Here is a 16,035-nt window from a genome sequence, read left to right as displayed (position 1 = left end):
GCCATGGCACGCAAGAACGAACACGATGTTCACAACGACCACAGCGCGATGGTCGAAACCAGCAAGCCCGAAACGGCGCGCCCGCCGCTGTATTCGGTCCTGCTCCTCAACGACGATTACACGCCGATGGACTTCGTCGTGGACGTTTTGATGAGGTTTTTCGCGATGAACCTCGAAAAGGCGACCCAGGTGATGTTGCACGTGCACACGCGCGGCCGGGGTGTGTGCGGCGTGTTCACGCGCGACGTCGCAGAGTCGAAGGTGGCCCAGGTGAATGAGTACGCACGGGTCAACCAACACCCCTTGCTCTGCACGATGGAAAAGGCGTAAACAAAACACAGGCCGCTGTCGAGTCGCCCTCGCGTTGGCCTCTGGAAAGGGTTGAATCACGTCCCCATGTCGGGGGCATCAACCAGGGCCAGACGTCGGAGGCCATCGCAACATGTTCAGTAAAGATCTCGAGCAGACCATCGGCCAGTGCTACAAGCGGGCTCGCGAAGCCCGTCATGAGTTCATGACCGTGGAGCACCTGCTTCTCGCGCTGCTCGACAACCCGTCCGCCGAGGCCGTGTTGAAGGCGATCGGCGCGGATTTCCCCCGCCTGCGCCACGAGTTGGACAAAGCCATCGAAACCTCGGTGGCCAAGCTCGCGGACGACGACGGGCGCGACACGCAACCCACGCTCGGATTCCAGCGCGTGCTCCAGCGCGCCGTGTACCACGTGCAGTCTTCGGGCAAGAAGGAAGTCACCGGTGCCAACGTGCTGGTGGCGATCTACGGCGAGAAGGATTCGCACGCCGTCTATTTCCTCAACCAGCAGGACGTCACGCGCCTGGACGTCGTGAACTACCTCTCGCACGGCATCACGCGCCAGGGCGAGGGCGAGGATTCGCAGGGCCAGGACGAGTCGAAGCAGGGCGAGGACGGCGAACACAAGGGCGATGCGCTCGCCGAGTTCGCGTCCAACCTCAACGACCTCGCGCTCGCCGGCAAGATCGATCCGCTGGTCGGCCGCGCCGATGAAGTCGAGCGCACCATCCAGGTGCTGTGCCGTCGCCGCAAGAACAACCCGCTCTACGTGGGCGAGGCCGGCGTGGGCAAGACCGCGCTCGCCGAAGGCTTGGCCAAGCGCATCGTCGAAGGTAACGTGCCGGAAGTGCTGGCCGATGCCGTCATCTACGCACTCGACCTCGGCGCGCTCGTGGCCGGCACCAAGTACCGCGGCGATTTCGAAAAGCGCCTGAAGGCCGTGCTCGCGCAACTGAAGAAGCATCCGGGCGCGATCCTCTTCATCGACGAAATCCATACGATCATCGGCGCCGGTTCCGCCTCGGGCGGCACGATGGACGCCTCGAACCTGATCAAGCCCGTGCTCGCCTCCGGCGAACTGCGCTGCATCGGGTCCACCACGTTCCAGGAATACCGCGGCATCTTCGAGAAGGACCGCGCGCTCGCGCGGCGCTTCCAGAAGATCGACATCGTCGAGCCGACGGTGGGCGAAACCGTGGAAATCCTTCACGGTCTGAAGCCGCGTTACGAATCGCACCACGGCGTGGTCTACGCCGACGAAGCGCTGCAGGCCGCGGTCGACCTGTCGGTGAAGCACATCGGCGATCGCCTGCTGCCCGACAAGGCCATCGACGTCATCGACGAAGCCGGTGCGCGCCAGCGCCTGTTGCCCGCCGCCGTGCGCAAGTCGCTGATCGACGTGGAAGAGATCGAGCACATCGTCGCCAAGATGGCGCGCATCCCGACCAAGCAGGTCAGCGCATCGGACAAGGACGTGCTGAAGAACCTGGACCGCAACCTGAAGATGGTGATCTTCGGGCAGGATCCGGCAATCGATACGCTCGTCTCGGCGATCAAGCTCGCGCGCTCCGGCTTGGGCAATCCGGACAAGCCAATCGGCAACTTCCTGTTCTCCGGCCCGACCGGCGTGGGCAAGACCGAAGTGACGCGCCAGCTCGCGCTGCAGCTGGGCATCGAACTCGTGCGCTTCGACATGTCCGAATACATGGAACCGCACTCGGTGAGCCGCCTGATCGGCGCCCCCCCGGGTTACGTCGGCTTCGACCAGGGCGGCCTGCTCACCGAGAAGATCGTCAAGACGCCGCACTGCGTGCTGCTGCTCGACGAGGTGGAGAAGGCACACCCGGACATCTTCAACATCCTGTTGCAGGTCATGGACCGGGGCGTGCTCACCGACACCAACGGGCGCGAAGCGAACTTCAAGAACGTGATCCTGGTGATGACCACGAATGCCGGCGCGGCGCAGGCCTCGCGGCGCACGATCGGTTTCACCAAGCAGGACCACAGCACCGATGCGATGGAAATCATCCGCCGCAGCTTCAGTCCGGAGTTCCGCAACCGCCTCGACGCGGTGGTGCAGTTCCAGGCGCTGGGCTTCGACCACATCCTGCGCGTGGTGGACAAGTTCCTGATCGAGCTCGAGGTGCAGCTGCACGACAAGAACGTCACGCTGTCGGCCACCCCGGCGGCGCGCGACTGGCTGGCGCAGCACGGCTTCGACCCGCTGATGGGCGCACGCCCGATGGCGCGCGTGATCCAGGAGAAGATCAAGCGGCCGCTGGCGGACGAACTGCTGTTCGGCAAGCTGGTGGGCGGCGGCCGGGTCAGCATCGACGTGGTGGAAGGCGAGCTCCGAGTGGAGGCCTCGCCGGAGCCGGAGAAGCTGCTACCGGTCACCGTGTAATCTGGCAAACGCCGGAAACGAAAAAGGCGACCTGCGGGTCGCCTTTTTCTTTCAATGACTTGCGTCGATCACTTCATGCGATAAGTGATGCGACCCTTGGTCAGGTCGTAGGGGGTCATTTCGACCTTGACCTTATCGCCGGTGAGGATGCGGATGTAGTTCTTCCGCATGCGCCCGGAGATGTGGGCAATGATCTCGTGGCCGTTCTCGAGCTTCACCCGGAACATGGTGTTCGGGAGGGTTTCGGTGACCGTACCCTCGAACTCGATGACGTCGTCTTTGGCCATGCTGTCCTGTAATCGGTGGCGGGGCGGCGTCGGGCCGCCCGCAAAGTCGCGCATTCTGGCATGGCGGCCATGCCTCCGGCAAAGCGGCCGGTTCAGCGAGCGAGGGCGGAGGCTTCCAGGCTTCCGAAACGCGTGGTCCATGCGCCGGGCGGTTCGGGGGTCTCCACCAGTGGGGCGATCCTTTCCAGGAATCCGGCCCGCGGCAGCGCCAGCGCCCCCAACGAGACCAGGTGCGGGTTCTCCACCTGCGCATCGATCAGGGGCCAGCCCCACGCGTGCAGGCGATGGGCGAGGGCGGCGAGGGCGACTTTCGATCCGCCCGATTCGGCGCTGAACATGCTTTCGGCGAAGAACATCGTTCCCACCGATACGCCGTACAACCCGCCCACGAGGCGCCCATCGTCGAACACCTCGATGCTGTGCGCGTGCCCGAGCCGATGCAGGGCGTTGTAGGCGCGCCGCATCGCGGGCGTGATCCAGGTGCCGCGCTGCCCGGCGCGCGGGATGTGCGCGCAGGCGTCGACCACGGCGTCGAACGCGGTGTCTGCGCGCACCTCCCACTGGGTGTTGCGCAGCCCGCGACGGAAGCGCGAGGACAGGTTCACGCCGTCGGTGGCGAACACCATGCGCGGATCCGGCGTCCACCACAGGATCGGCTGCCCGTGCGAGTACCAGGGGAACACGCCGGCGCGATAGGCGGCCAACAGGCGCGGTGCCGACAGATCCCCGCCCACGGCGAGCAAGCCGTTGGGTTCCTCGAGCGCACGCTCGGCGGGCGGGAACACGTAGGTGTCATCGAGGACGACGGGCATGCGCATCGTCATGCGCCCACGCGAAACGGGGAATGCGCCGCGAGGGCCGCCTCGTAACGGCGCACCGAAGCAGTCTCCTGCGCGCACCACTGTGCGATCGCGGAGGCGAACTCCGGATCGGCGATCCAATGGCGACTATGCGTGCGCGTGGGAAGGAATCCTCGCGCGAGTTTGTGTTCGCCCTGCGCGCCCGGTTCGAAGCGGCGCAGGCCTTCGCGCAGGCAATAGTCGATGCCCTGGTAGTAACAGGTCTCGAAATGCAGGCCGGGCGCGAGGACGCTCGCGCCCCAGTAGCGCCCGTACAGCGTGTCGTGGCCGCGCAGGCACATCGCGCCGGCGACGGTTTCGCCGCCGAGGTCGGCGAAGAACAGGACCAGCGCACGCGGCATCGTGCGCGCAAGGTGGCGGAAGAAGTCGAGCGTCAGCGCCGGCGTGTTGCCGTACTCGCGGAAGGTCTGCAGGTAGAAGGCGTGCATCGCGGCCAGGTCCGCTTCGCTCGCCTCATCCCCGTGGACCACGCGCATCCTGATTCCGAATCGCGCGACCTTCGCCCGTTCCTGCCGGATGTTCTTGCGGTGCTTGTGGTCCATCGCCGCGAGGAAGGCCTCGAAATCTGGCCACGCGCCGCGGTTCTCCCAGTGGTACTGGATGTCGATGCGCGGGATCCATGCGGCGTCGAAGGCGGCGGACTCGTCCTCGCGATGGAAGTTGATGTGCGCCGAGGACCATCCGTTGGCGCGCACATGCGCAAGGATGGCTTCGAGCAAGGCCTGTCGGCTCGCCGCGTCACGCGCCAGCAGGCGCGGCCCGGTGACGGGCGAGTAGGGCACAGCGCCCAACCACTTCGGAAAGTAGTCCCGCCCGTGCTGCGCGTAGGCATGCGCCCATGCGTGGTCGAAGACGAATTCGCCGTGCGAATTGCGCTTGGCGTAACCGGGCGCGGCCGCGACGAGCACATCGTCGTCGAACAGCACGACGTGGCGCGGCGTCCACCCGTAACTCGCGCGCAGGCAGCCCTGCGATTCCAGCCCTTCGAGGAAGGCATGCGCGATGAAGGGATGCGCCCCGTCGTGCAGCGCATCCCATTGGGAAGCGGGGATGTCGGACAGCGCGCCAACGATGCGCGCTTTCATCGACGACCCCCGCGCACCCTCAGCCTTCCTTGTCGAGGTACTTCTCGGCGTCCAGCGCGGCCATGCAGCCGAAACCGGCGGAAGTGACGGCCTGGCGGTAGACCTGGTCGGCCACGTCGCCGGCGGCGAACACGCCCGGCACCGAGGTCTGCGTGGCCATGCCCGACAGGCCCGAACGGATTTCCAGGTAACCGTTGTGCATGGTCAGCTGGCCTTCGAACAGCGAGGTGTTCGGCGTGTGGCCGATCGCCACGAACAGGCCGTGGATGTCGATCTGTTTGGTGGAATCGTCCTGCGTGGACTTGAGCTTCAGGGCGGTCACGCCGGCGTCGTTGCCGATCACCTCGTCCACCGTGTGGTGCCAGACCGGCACGATCTTGCCGGACTGGATCTTGGCGAACAGCTTATCCTGCATGATCTTCTCGGCGCGCAGCGTGTCGCGGCGATGCACGATGTAGACCTTGCGCGCGATGTTGGCCAGGTACAGCGCTTCCTCGACCGCGGTGTTGCCGCCGCCGATCACTGCCACGTCCATGTCCTTGAAGAAGAAGCCGTCGCACGTGGCGCAGGCGGAGACGCCGCGGCCCATGAACTTCTGTTCCGATTCCAGGCCCAGGTACTTCGCCGTCGCGCCCGTCGCGATGATGATCGCGTCGGCCGTGTATTCGCCCGTGTCGCCCTTCAGGCGGAACGGACGCTGCGACAGGTCGGCGGTGTGGATGTGGTCGAAGATCACTTCGGTGTCGAAGCGCTCCGCATGCGCCTGCATGCGCTCCATCAGGGCCGGGCCCATCAGGCCGTGCGCGTCGCCGGGCCAGTTGTCCACTTCGGTCGTGGTCATCAGCTGGCCGCCCTGCGCAAGGCCGGTGATGAGGACGGGCTTGAGGTTGGCGCGCGCGGCGTAGACCGCGGCGGTCCAGCCAGCGGGGCCCGAGCCGAGGATGAGCAAGCGGCAATGCTTTGCAGAGGTCATGCAGGGGTGTCCAGAGTTCGGTGGAGAGCCGGTTTCGCGTAAGATTCGCGTCCGGCGCGGGCCGCCACCGGTTGCGTGAGCGCAACAGCATGGCGACGCCCCCGCGACAACACAAGGCGCGCAACGCGCCGTCCCCCACACGCAGAGAATCGAGAACAGACATGCGGATCGGCGTACCCAAGGAAACCAAGACCCTCGAAGGCCGCGTTGCACTGGTGCCGGCCGCCGCGGGCGACCTCGTCAAGCGCGGCCACGAAGTGTGGCTGGAACAGGGCGCGGGCCTGAAGAGCGGCTTCAAGGACGAGCAGTACACGCAGCTCGGCGTGAAGATCGCGCCGGACGCCGCGTCGCTCTATGAGAAGGGCGAGCTCATCGTGAAGGTCAAGGAGCCCATTGAGGGCGACCTGAAGCACCTGCGCAAGGACCACCTGCTGTTCTGCTACCTGCACCTGGCCGCGGAACCGAAGCTCACCCGCCAGCTGCTCGACATCGGCCTGACCGGCGTCGCCTTCGAAACCGTCGAGCTGCCCAACGGCGACCTGCCGCTGCTGGCGCCGATGTCGGTGATCGCCGGCAAGATCGCGGTGCAGGTCGGCACGCACCTGCTGCACCAGCCCGAAGGCGGCAAGGGCAAGCTGCTCGGCGGCCTGCCGTCGACGGAACGCGGCAAGGTCGTGGTGTTCGGCGGCGGCAAGGCCGGCCGCGCCTCGGCCGAGCTCGCCGCGGCAGGCGGTTCGAACGTGGTCGTGTTCGAAATGCGCCAGGACCGCATGGAAGAAATGATGCAGCTGGGCAACAACGTGACCACGCTGTACCCGTACGCCGACGTCGTCGCGCGCGAAGTGGCCTCGGCCGACCTCGTGGTCGGTGCCGTGCTCGTCACCGGCGCCCGCGCCCCGCACGTGCTGACCCGCGACATGCTCAAGGGCATGCAGGACGGCAGCGTCGTGGTGGACATCTCGATCGACCAGGGCGGCTGCTTCGAAACCTCGCGTCCGACCACCTGGAAGGAACCGACCTACGTGGAAGAGGGCGTGACCCACTTCTGCGTGACCAACATGCCGGGCGCCGTGCCGCAGACCAGCTCGCAGGCCATCTGCGCGGCCATCCTGCCGTGGGTCAACAAGCTGGCCTCGGGTAACTGGCGTTCCAATGAAGCCCTCGTCCGCGGCATCAACGTCGAAGGCGGCAAGATCGTGCATCCGGCGCTGCAGGACATGAAAGTTTGACGTAGGATCAAGGCCCTAGGGGAACTCCTTAAGGCAGGATCGTACGGTGTCGGCAACGCCCCTCCCGGAGCGCAAACGAACGCGTCGAACCCCGGCGGCGGCTCAGGCCACCGCCGGCGGATCGCGTCGTCAGAAGATCTGGCGCGACCTGGCCCTCATCGCCATCGCGCCGCTGCTGCTGTACCTGCTCGCGAGCCTGGTGACCTTCTCGCCGGACGACCCCGGCTGGTCGCATTCGGGCAGCGTCACGGCGCCCTTGCACAACATCGGCGGCATCGTCGGCGCGTGGATCGCCGACGTGCTGCTGTATCTCTGCGGTTACGTCGCGTTCCTGCTGCCCGTGATGCTCGGGTTGATCGCGTGGATCGCGTTGTTCGGCATGGATATCGACGGCGATGGCGAGGCCGACCTCGGGCCCGCGCTGCGGCTCGTCGGCATCGTTGCGTTCATCGTCTCCGCGTGTGGCTTCCTGCAGATCCGCGTCGGCGGCGCAGCGGATTTCTCCGCAGGCAGCGGCGGCATCCTCGGGCAGCTCGTCGGCAACTCGCTGTACCACGGCTTCGGCCCGGTCGGCGCCAATCTCTTCCTCGTTGCGCTGCTGCTGATCTCCACGACGCTGGCCACGGGCCTGTCGTGGCTCACCGTCATGGACAAGCTCGGCGCGTGGGTGCTCGCGATCCCGCCGCTGTTCCGTCGCGGCCAGCAGCAGGCGGCCGAATGGCAGCAGGCGCGCGCGTTCCGCGAGGAGCGCGAAGAGACGCGCAAGATCGAAACCGAACTGCGCGCCAAGCGTGCGCCGGTGAAGATCGAACCGCCGCCGGCGCCCGTCGTCGAAAAGAGCGATCGCGCCAAGCGCGAAACGCAGATCCCGCTGTTCCATACCGGCGATGGCACCGGCATCCCGCCGCTCGCGCTGCTCGACGATCCGAAGCCGCAGCCGAAGGGTTACAGCGAAGAGACGCTCGAAACGCTCTCGCGCCAGATCGAATTCAAGCTCAAGGATTTCCGCATCGATGCGCAGGTCGTCGGCGCGTATCCCGGCCCGGTGATCACGCGCTTCGAACTCGAACCCGCGCCGGGCGTGAAGGTCAGCCAGATCTCCTCGCTCGACAAGGACATCGCGCGCGGCCTGTCGGTGAAGTCGGTGCGCGTGGTCGACGTCATCCCGGGCAAGTCGGTGGTCGGCCTGGAAACGCCGAACACCTCGCGCGAAATGATCTTCCTCTCCGAGCTGCTGCGCTCGAAGGAATACGACAAGAGCGGCAGTCCGCTCACGCTCGCGCTGGGCAAGGACATCGCCGGCCGCCCGACCGTCGCCGACCTCGCGCGCATGCCGCACCTGCTCGTCGCCGGTACCACGGGCTCGGGCAAATCCGTCGCGGTCAACGCGATGGTGTTGTCGCTGCTTTACAAGGCCTCCGCGAAGGACCTGCGGATGCTGATGATCGACCCGAAGATGCTGGAGCTCTCGGTCTACCAGGGCATTCCGCATCTCCTGGCACCGGTCGTCACCGACATGAAGGAAGCGGCGAACGGCCTGCGTTGGTGCGTGGCCGAGATGGAACGTCGCTACAAGCTGATGTCCGCGGTCGGCGTGCGCAACCTGGCGGGTTTCAACAAGAAGGTGACCGACGCCATCGCGTCCGGCCAACCGATGATGGATCCGCTGTTCAAGCCGAACCCGGAACTCGGCGAAGCGCCGCGTCCGCTCGAGACGCTGCCGTTCATCGTCATCTTCATCGACGAATTCGCCGACATGATGATGATCGTCGGCAAGAAGGTCGAAGAACTCATCGCGCGCCTCGCGCAGAAGGCGCGTGCCGCCGGCATCCATTTGATCCTGGCTACGCAGCGCCCGTCGGTGGACGTCATCACCGGCCTGATCAAAGCGAACATCCCGACGCGCATCGCGTTCCAGGTGTCGAGCAAGATCGACTCGCGCACCATCCTCGACCAGTCGGGCGCGGAAACGCTGCTCGGCCACGGCGACATGCTCTACCTGCCGCCGGGCACGGCGATGCCCGAGCGCGTGCACGGTGCGTTCGTCTCCGACGAAGAAGTGCATCGCGTCGTCGAACACCTCAAGCAGGTCAGCGGCGCGCCCGATTACATCGAAGGCGTGCTCGACGAGGTGCAGACGCTGGGCGACGGCGTGGTGGTCGGTGCGACCGGCCTGCCCGAATCCGGTGGCGGGGGAGGGGACGAGTCCGACCCGCTGTACGACGAAGCGGTCCGCATCGTCACCGAGACGCGCCGTGCTTCGATCTCCGGCGTGCAACGTCGCCTGAAGATCGGCTACAACCGCGCCGCGCGCCTGATCGAAGCGATGGAAGCCGCGGGCGTGGTCACGCCGCCGGAACACAACGGCGACCGCAGCGTGCTCGCGCCGCCGCCGCCGAAGTGACGGCCTCGTAAAAGCGTATTCAGGCACGGCGAGGCAGACTCGCCGTGTCGCCCAACCCATCGGACCCCACATGACCCGCGCCCTGCGCTTCGCTGCCGGCTTCGGCCTCGCCGTTCTCTTCGCCGCCCACGCGCACGCGGGCGGGCGCGAAGACCTGACGAAATTCACCAAGGGCCTGAAGGGGCTCGATGGCCAGTTCACGCAGCAGGTGTTCGACGCGAACGGCAGGAAGAAGGAAACCTCGACGGGGCGCGTGGCGATGTCCGCGCCGCGCTACTTCCGCTGGGAATACGCGAAGCCCTACGAGCAGCTGATCGTGGCCGACGGCAAGTCGATCTGGGTCTACGACCCGGACCTCAAGCAGGTCACCAAGCGTGCGCAGGGCGTGGAGGAACAGAGCTCGCCGCTCACCGCGCTGATCGATCCGACGCGCCTGGACCGCGAGTTCCAGGTCAAGGAACTCGGCACGATCGACGGGCTGGCATGGATCGAACTGCGCCCGCGCCAGGCCGAAAACGCCAGCTTCGAATCCGCGCGCCTGGGCTTCGGCGACGCCGGGCTGGTGCGCATGCGCGTGGTGGATCCGCTGGGCCAGCGCACGGAGCTGGGCTTCACGACGTGGAAGCGCAACCCGTCCTTCAAGTCGGGCACGTTCACTTTCGACCCGCCGAAGGGCGTGGATATCGTCGCGGGCGGTTGATCGCTCGCTAGAATCCTCGGCGTGGCCCGAACCAAAGCGCCGGCACTCCCCGAACACGACCTGCTGACGGTCGACCGCGACGCCTTGCGTCCGCTCGCCGAGCGCATGCGTCCGCGCACGCTCGACGACATGGTCGGGCAGCGCCGCCTGCTCGCGCCGAACACCGCAGTGCGGCGCGCGATCGAATCCGGTCGCGTGCATTCGATGATCCTGTGGGGCCCGCCGGGCTGCGGCAAGACGACACTCGCGCAATTGCTCGCGCATTACGCCGATGCGGAGTTCCGCGCGGTGTCCGCGGTGCTAGTCGGTTTGCCGGAAGTGCGGCAGGTGCTCGCCGAAGCGGGGCTGCGTTTCTCCGAAGGCCGGCGCACCGTCCTGTTCGTCGACGAGGTGCATCGCTTCAACAAGGCGCAGCAGGATGCGTTCCTGCCGCACATCGAGCGCGGGACGATCATCTTCGTCGGCGCGACCACCGAGAATCCTTCGTTCGAACTCAACTCCGCGTTGCTCTCGCGCTGCCGCGTGCATGTAATGGAAGCGGTGTCGCCGGACGACATTGCGATCGCACTGCAACGTGCGATGGACGACGAGGAGCGCGGCCTCGGCGGACGCGGCCTGCAGGTGGCGCCGGAACAACTGCAACTCATCGCACGCGCCGCCGATGGCGACGTGCGGCGCGGGCTCACCTTCCTCGAGATCGCAGCCGACCTGGCGGGGGAGGGCGGCGTCGTCACCGATGCGACGATCGAACAGGTCCTCGCCGACCGCACGCGCCGCTTCGACAAGGGCGGCGAGCAGTTCTACGACCAGATCAGCGCGCTGCACAAATGCGTGCGCAGTTCGAATCCCGATGCCGCGCTGTACTGGCTGGCGCGCATGCTCGACGGCGGTGCGGACCCGAGCTACCTCGCACGCCGCATCACGCGCATGGCGGTGGAGGACATCGGCCTGGCCGATCCGCGTGCCTTGCAGATGTCGATCGAGGCCTGGGACGCCTACGATCGTTTGGGCAGCCCCGAAGGCGAACTCGCGCTTGCGCAGGCGGTGATCTACCTCGCGACGACGGCGAAGTCGAATGCGGCCTACACCGCGTTCAACACCGCCCGCGACGACGTGCGCGAACTCGGCACGCTCGAAGTCCCGATGCACTTCCGCAACGCCCCGACGAAGCTGATGAAGCAGCTCGGTTACGGCAAGGGCTACCAGTACGACCACGACGCCGCCGGCGGCATCGCGCTCGACCAGACCGGCTTCCCGGATGCGATGGGCGAGCGCGTGTATTACACGCCGAGCGAACGCGGCCTCGAGGCGCGCTTCAAGGACAAGCTCGATGCCTTGCGCGCAGCCCGCGCCCAGGCGCGCGGCGAGGACGACGAGGCCTGATGCGCCGCGCGCTCGCCAGCCTCCCAAGGACGGTGTGGCTGCTGGGCGCGATCAGCCTGCTCAACGACGCCGCGAGCGACATGATCTATCCGCTCGTGCCGCTGTACGTGGCGAGCGTGCTGATGGCGGGGCCGAAGGCGATCGGCATCATCGAAGGGGTCGCGGAAGCCACGAGTGCGCTGCTGAAACTCTTCGCGGGTGTGCTCGCCGATCGCATTCGGCGGATCAAACCCTTCGTGGTGATCGGTTACGGGCTCGCGGGCATCGCGCGTCCGCTGATCGGCATCGCGACGAGTTGGTTGGGCGTCCTGTTCTTCCGCTTCGTCGACCGCATCGGCAAGGGACTGCGTTCGGCACCGCGCGATGCGATGTTGGCCTCCAGCGTCGCACCGGAACATCGCGGGCTGGCCTACGGCGTGCACCGCGGGATGGACAACGCAGGCGCGGTGGTCGGTCCGCTCGTGGCCGCGGCTTTGCTCGCATCGGGGATGTCGCTGCAGCACGTGTTCCTGTGCGCGTTCGTGCCGGCCGTGTTCGTGCTCCTGATGACGCTGCGCCTGAAGGAGCCCGCGCATCCGCCCGCGGCGCCGCACAAGCGCATCGACTGGCGCTGGACCGCGTTGCCGTCGCGCTATCGCCGTTACCTGGTCGCGCTGGGACTGTTCACGCTGGGCAATGCGTCGAACATGTTCCTGTTGCTGCGCGCCAACGACCTCGGGCTCGGCGCAAGCCAGGTCACCTTGTTGTGGGCCTCGTTCTCCGCGGTGGCGGCATTTGCGTCGACGCCGTTCTCCGCGCTCTCCGATCGCATCGGCCGCAAGCGCCTGATCCTTGCAGGCTGGGCGGGGTATGCGCTGTTGTACGTGCTGCTCGGCGTCGTGCCGATTTCGCCGGCGTGGCTGTGGGTGCTGTTCCCGGCTTATGGCCTGGTGACCGCGATGATCGAAGGCAGCGAGCGCGCACTCGTCGCCGACATGGTGCCGGCGGAAGCCGCAGGCACCGCGTTCGGTTGGTATTACCTCGTGACCGGCTTGCTGCTGTTGCCGGCCTCGGCGATCTTCGGCACCTTGTGGGAGAACGACTCGCCGATGTGGGCCTTCGGATTGAGCGCCGCGTTCGCGGTGGCGGCGGGCTTGGTGCTGGTCACGGGAAGGAAGGACGCATGAGTGCGTGGTGGCAGCAATTCGTGTTGGTGATGTGCGGCGGCGCGCTCGGCGCGGCGGGACGCTTCTGGTTGGGCGGCCTGTTGCTGCGTCGCATGGGCGACGGCTTTCCGTGGGGCACGCTTGCGGCGAACCTGATCGGCGCTTTCCTCGCCGGCTTCATCGCGATCTGGCTGGAGGCGCGCGGGCCTTCCGCGCTGTACTGGCGCGCGTTCCTGATCGTGGGCGTGCTGGGCGGCCTGACGACCTTTTCGGCGCTGATGCTCGAGTGCCTGTTGTTCTCGCGCTCGCATCGCAACGACCAGATCCTGCTGTACCTGGGCGTCTCGCTAGTCGCCGGGCTCACCCTGGTCTGGTTGGGCGCGCGCGTGGCGACGCTGTTGCGGCCTCCTTACTAACGGGTGCATCCTCGGCCCCGGCGGCCTGGGCCGCACAACCGGGGAGGAACGTCATGCGGATCTTCATCGCCGGCTTCATCGGCGCGATCGTGTTTTTCATCTGGGGCGCGGTGGCGCACATGGTGCTGCCCTTCGGCGAGATGGGCATGAAGGTGGCCACGAACCAGGAGGCGACTCTGGGCGCCCTGCAGTCGGCAGGCAACTCGGGCGCCGGCGTGTACATGGTGCCGGGCATGTCGGCGGAGGCTTATCGCGACGACGCGCAGCGCGAGGCCTTCATCGCGAAGTACAAGGACAGCCCCGGCGCCTTCATCGTCTACGACCCGTCGCCGAACCCGGTCGTGTCCAGCATGGCGCCGAACCTCCTCAAGCAATTCATTTCCGGCTACTTCGTCTGTCTGCTGGCCGCGTGGATCATGGCTTCGTCCGCCGCGGGCTTCGCCACGCGCGTGGCGATGGGTGGCGCGATGGGACTGCTCGCCTGGTTCGCCACGAACATCCCTTACTGGAACTGGTATCGCTTCCCGATGGACTTCACCGTCGGTGCGTTGCTCGACTACGGTCTCGGCCTGCTCATCGCGAGCATCCCGATGGCGTGGTGGCTGGGCCGCAGTCGCTGATCCTGCAAGGGAGCCAGGCTTCTGGTTGACGCAAGCAAAGCGGCCACGCCAGGGCGCGCGAATCCCGTCGCGCTCCTGGCCTTGGCTGCGATCGTCGGCGCGTCCACGTGGATCTCGATCGACCTGACACGCGCCGCGGGCAGCGTTTCGACGGTGTGGATCGTCAGCGGCATCGTGGTCGGGGTGTTGTTGTTCCAGCCGTTCGCGCGCTGGCCCGCGACCCTGGCCGCGGCGTTCGCGGCCGAACTCGTCGCACGCATCCTGCACGGCGACCCGATGGCGAGGTCGTTCGTCCCCGCGATCGCGAACCTGCTGGAAATCGTGCTGATCGCCGGGGCGATCCGACGACGTGTCCCGGACATCACCGATCCTGCGCGTTTGTTCACGCTCGCCACCACGGCGACGGGCAGCACGCTGGTGGCGTGCGGGATATCCGCGTTGCTGGTGGCCACGTACGCCGCGATCTTCCGTGATCGGCCGTTCGTCGAGATCCTGCTGACCTGGTACACGGCGCACGTCATCGGCATGGTGATCGTGGCGACGCTGGTGGTCGTGGCCAGGCGCGAGCGGAGCGGGCTGCTGGGCCGTCCCGGCAAGCATCTCGACTTCGCACTCTGCGCATTCGCGCTGCTCGGAATCTGCGCGGCGGTCTTCCTGCAGGATCGCGCGCCGTTGCTGTTCCTCGTGCTGGCACCGCTGTTGCTGCTCACGTTCCGGCATGGCTTCGCCGGCGTGGTGTCGGGCGTTGTGGTCATCGCGGTGACGGCAGGCATCTCGACGGCGCTCGATGCAGGGCCGTTCGCGCTGCTGAAGTCTTCGTCGCTGCTCGCGCATACGTTCCTGTTGCAGGCCTTCGTCGGCACGTGTTGCCTCGTCGCGTTCCCAGTGGCGACGGTGCTCTCGGAACGCAAGCGTTTCGCGGCGCGTTACCGCACGCTGGCCGATTACAGCCGCGACCTCGTCGTGCGCATGTCGGCGGAAGGTGCGCCGTCCTACGTCTCGCCGGCGATCCGCCATGTGCTGGGCTACGAGCCGGAGGAATTCCTGCGGGCGCGCTGGGACCTGGTGAATCCGGACGACATCGCGCAGGCGTCCGAAGCCTTCCAGCGCATCGCCGCCACCGGAATCTCGGAGCCGGTGACCTTCCGCATCCGCCACAAGGAAGGTCACGAGATCTGGGTGGAAGTCGCCTGCACGCGCGTGCTGGCCGTCGATTCGGATGCACGCTGGGAACTCATCGCTTCGGCGCGCGACATCAGCAAGCGAATGGAGGCGATCGCCGCGCTCGATGACAGCCGCGCGCGCCTGCGCGCGATCACCGACAACATTCCTGCGCTCATCGCGCACGTCGACGCGGACGAGCGCTACAGCTTCGTCAACGCGCAATACGAACGCATCTACGGCGTGCGGACGGAGGACCTGCTCGGGAAGACGGTGCGGGAGGCGAGGGGAGAGGAGGCGTATCGCACCTGGTCCACGCACATCCAGGCCGCGATCTCGGGGCGGGAACAGATCTTCGATCGCGAACCCGACGCATCGACCGGATTCCGCTATCTGCAGTCGCACTACGTACCGGACATCGCCCCCGATGGTGCGCGTCGCGGCTTCTATGCGCTGACATTCGACATCACGCCGCTGAAGGAGGCCGAGCGCGCCCTGGATCGCCTGGCGCGCGTGGACGCGCTGACGAGCCTCGGCAATCGCCGCGAATTCGACGAGCGGCTCGAGCGCGCCATTTCGCGTGCGAAACGCCACGGCACGCCGTTGCTGCTGATGCTGCTCGACCTGGACAAGTTCAAGGCGATCAACGACACCTTCGGGCATCCCGCAGGCGATGCGGTGCTGCGCTCGTTCGCGACGCGGCTGGCCTCGTGCGTGCGGGATGTCGACTCGGTGGCGCGGTTGGGTGGCGACGAATTCGCCGTGCTGGTCGAAGATGCCCAGTCGCCGGAGGCGGCCGAGGCGATCGCGAAGAAACTGATCGTCGCGATGCAAGAACCCGTGGATGCCGAAGGCCACGCGCTGCACGTGGGAACGAGCATCGGCATTGCGTACACGACGAATGTCGCGTCGGCGCGGGCCTTGACGGCGCTGGCGGACAAGGCCTTGTACGACGCAAAGGCAGGCGGGCGGAACACGTGGCGATTGATCGTGGATTGAGGAATTCCCTGACACCGGGATGCGGCGTTCCCCGATCGTCGTGCCGGATCGGCGCGGGCA

14 protein-coding genes are annotated in these 16,035 nt (G+C 66.8%); 10 read left to right on the top strand and 4 right to left on the bottom strand.

Annotated elements, in window-relative coordinates:
* Positions 1–3 precede the first annotated feature (3 nt).
* On the top strand, positions 4–330 hold the full coding sequence (gene clpS / locus LVB87_RS12320; RefSeq protein WP_232898251.1) for an ATP-dependent Clp protease adapter ClpS: 327 nt from the start codon (positions 4–6) through the stop codon (positions 328–330).
* Between the two features lie 112 nt (positions 331–442).
* Entirely contained in the window at positions 443–2,713 is a 2,271-nt protein-coding gene (clpA, locus tag LVB87_RS12315) for an ATP-dependent Clp protease ATP-binding subunit ClpA (protein WP_232898250.1), read from the top strand.
* Positions 2,714–2,781: 68 nt separating this feature from the next.
* Here clpA and infA read toward each other — a convergent pair whose 3' ends face one another.
* From infA to trxB, 4 genes are all read right to left on the bottom strand, one after another.
* Positions 2,782–3,000, bottom strand: coding sequence for a translation initiation factor IF-1 (infA, locus tag LVB87_RS12310; protein WP_036168934.1), 219 nt, complete (start codon positions 2,998–3,000; stop codon positions 2,782–2,784).
* Positions 3,001–3,092: 92 nt separating this feature from the next.
* Complete coding sequence (gene aat / locus LVB87_RS12305) at positions 3,093–3,824, bottom strand: leucyl/phenylalanyl-tRNA--protein transferase (protein WP_232898249.1); 732 nt, start codon at positions 3,822–3,824, stop codon at positions 3,093–3,095.
* Complete coding sequence (locus LVB87_RS12300; RefSeq protein WP_232898248.1) at positions 3,821–4,945, bottom strand: GNAT family N-acetyltransferase; 1,125 nt, start codon at positions 4,943–4,945, stop codon at positions 3,821–3,823. Before LVB87_RS12300 ends, aat begins: the two co-directional genes overlap by 4 nt.
* Before the next feature lie 19 nt (positions 4,946–4,964).
* The gene (gene trxB / locus LVB87_RS12295) at positions 4,965–5,918 is read right to left on the bottom strand and encodes a thioredoxin-disulfide reductase (RefSeq protein ID WP_232898247.1); all 954 of its coding nucleotides are present in this window, start codon (positions 5,916–5,918) and stop codon (positions 4,965–4,967) included.
* Between the two features lie 161 nt (positions 5,919–6,079).
* Here trxB and ald point away from each other — a divergent pair, with 161 nt between their 5' ends.
* From ald to LVB87_RS12255, 8 genes are all read left to right on the top strand, one after another.
* Positions 6,080–7,147: an alanine dehydrogenase gene (ald, locus tag LVB87_RS12290; RefSeq protein ID WP_232898246.1), complete on the top strand. Its 1,068-nt coding sequence runs from the start codon at positions 6,080–6,082 to the stop codon at positions 7,145–7,147.
* Positions 7,148–7,193: 46 nt separating this feature from the next.
* Entirely contained in the window at positions 7,194–9,551 is a 2,358-nt protein-coding gene (locus LVB87_RS12285) for a DNA translocase FtsK (protein ID WP_232898245.1), read from the top strand.
* A 70-nt stretch (positions 9,552–9,621) separates the two neighbouring features.
* Entirely contained in the window at positions 9,622–10,251 is a 630-nt protein-coding gene (lolA, locus tag LVB87_RS12280; protein WP_232898244.1) for an outer membrane lipoprotein chaperone LolA, read from the top strand.
* A gap of 21 nt (positions 10,252–10,272) precedes the next feature.
* Complete coding sequence (locus tag LVB87_RS12275; RefSeq protein WP_232898243.1) at positions 10,273–11,634, top strand: replication-associated recombination protein A; 1,362 nt, start codon at positions 10,273–10,275, stop codon at positions 11,632–11,634.
* Complete coding sequence (locus tag LVB87_RS12270; protein ID WP_232898242.1) at positions 11,634–12,800, top strand: MFS transporter; 1,167 nt, start codon at positions 11,634–11,636, stop codon at positions 12,798–12,800. The genes LVB87_RS12275 and LVB87_RS12270 overlap by 1 nt, the downstream gene beginning before the upstream one ends.
* The gene (gene crcB, locus LVB87_RS12265) at positions 12,797–13,195 is read left to right on the top strand and encodes a fluoride efflux transporter CrcB (RefSeq protein WP_232898241.1); all 399 of its coding nucleotides are present in this window, start codon (positions 12,797–12,799) and stop codon (positions 13,193–13,195) included. Before LVB87_RS12270 ends, crcB begins: the two co-directional genes overlap by 4 nt.
* Before the next feature lie 53 nt (positions 13,196–13,248).
* Positions 13,249–13,815, top strand: coding sequence for a hypothetical protein (locus tag LVB87_RS12260; RefSeq protein ID WP_232898240.1), 567 nt, complete (start codon positions 13,249–13,251; stop codon positions 13,813–13,815).
* Positions 13,816–13,896: 81 nt separating this feature from the next.
* Entirely contained in the window at positions 13,897–15,975 is a 2,079-nt protein-coding gene (locus tag LVB87_RS12255; RefSeq protein ID WP_232898239.1) for a sensor domain-containing diguanylate cyclase, read from the top strand.
* The last annotated feature ends 60 nt before the right edge of the window (positions 15,976–16,035 follow it).

It is taken from the genome of Lysobacter sp. KIS68-7, assembly GCF_021284745.1.
In the GTDB taxonomy this organism is placed as follows: domain Bacteria; phylum Pseudomonadota; class Gammaproteobacteria; order Xanthomonadales; family Xanthomonadaceae; genus Noviluteimonas.
The sequence above is the reverse complement of the archived record's forward strand: the minus strand, read 5'-3'. Positions and strand labels throughout refer to the sequence as shown.

Excerpts from the sequence above, each read along its gene's own strand:
- trxB (WP_232898247.1), bottom strand. The coding sequence starts at position 5,918 with ATGACCTCTGCAAAGCATTGCCGCTTGCTCATCCTCGGCTCGGGCCCC.
- lolA (WP_232898244.1), top strand. The coding sequence starts at position 9,622 with ATGACCCGCGCCCTGCGCTTCGCTGCCGGCTTCGGCCTCGCCGTTCTC.
- LVB87_RS12300 (WP_232898248.1), bottom strand. The coding sequence starts at position 4,945 with ATGAAAGCGCGCATCGTTGGCGCGCTGTCCGACATCCCCGCTTCCCAA.
- LVB87_RS12270 (WP_232898242.1), top strand. The coding sequence starts at position 11,634 with ATGCGCCGCGCGCTCGCCAGCCTCCCAAGGACGGTGTGGCTGCTGGGC.
- crcB (WP_232898241.1), top strand. The coding sequence starts at position 12,797 with ATGAGTGCGTGGTGGCAGCAATTCGTGTTGGTGATGTGCGGCGGCGCG.
- aat (WP_232898249.1), bottom strand. The coding sequence starts at position 3,824 with ATGACGATGCGCATGCCCGTCGTCCTCGATGACACCTACGTGTTCCCG.
- clpS (WP_232898251.1), top strand. The coding sequence starts at position 4 with ATGGCACGCAAGAACGAACACGATGTTCACAACGACCACAGCGCGATG.
- clpA (WP_232898250.1), top strand. The coding sequence starts at position 443 with ATGTTCAGTAAAGATCTCGAGCAGACCATCGGCCAGTGCTACAAGCGG.
- infA (WP_036168934.1), bottom strand. The coding sequence starts at position 3,000 with ATGGCCAAAGACGACGTCATCGAGTTCGAGGGTACGGTCACCGAAACC.
- ald (WP_232898246.1), top strand. The coding sequence starts at position 6,080 with ATGCGGATCGGCGTACCCAAGGAAACCAAGACCCTCGAAGGCCGCGTT.
- LVB87_RS12260 (WP_232898240.1), top strand. The coding sequence starts at position 13,249 with ATGCGGATCTTCATCGCCGGCTTCATCGGCGCGATCGTGTTTTTCATC.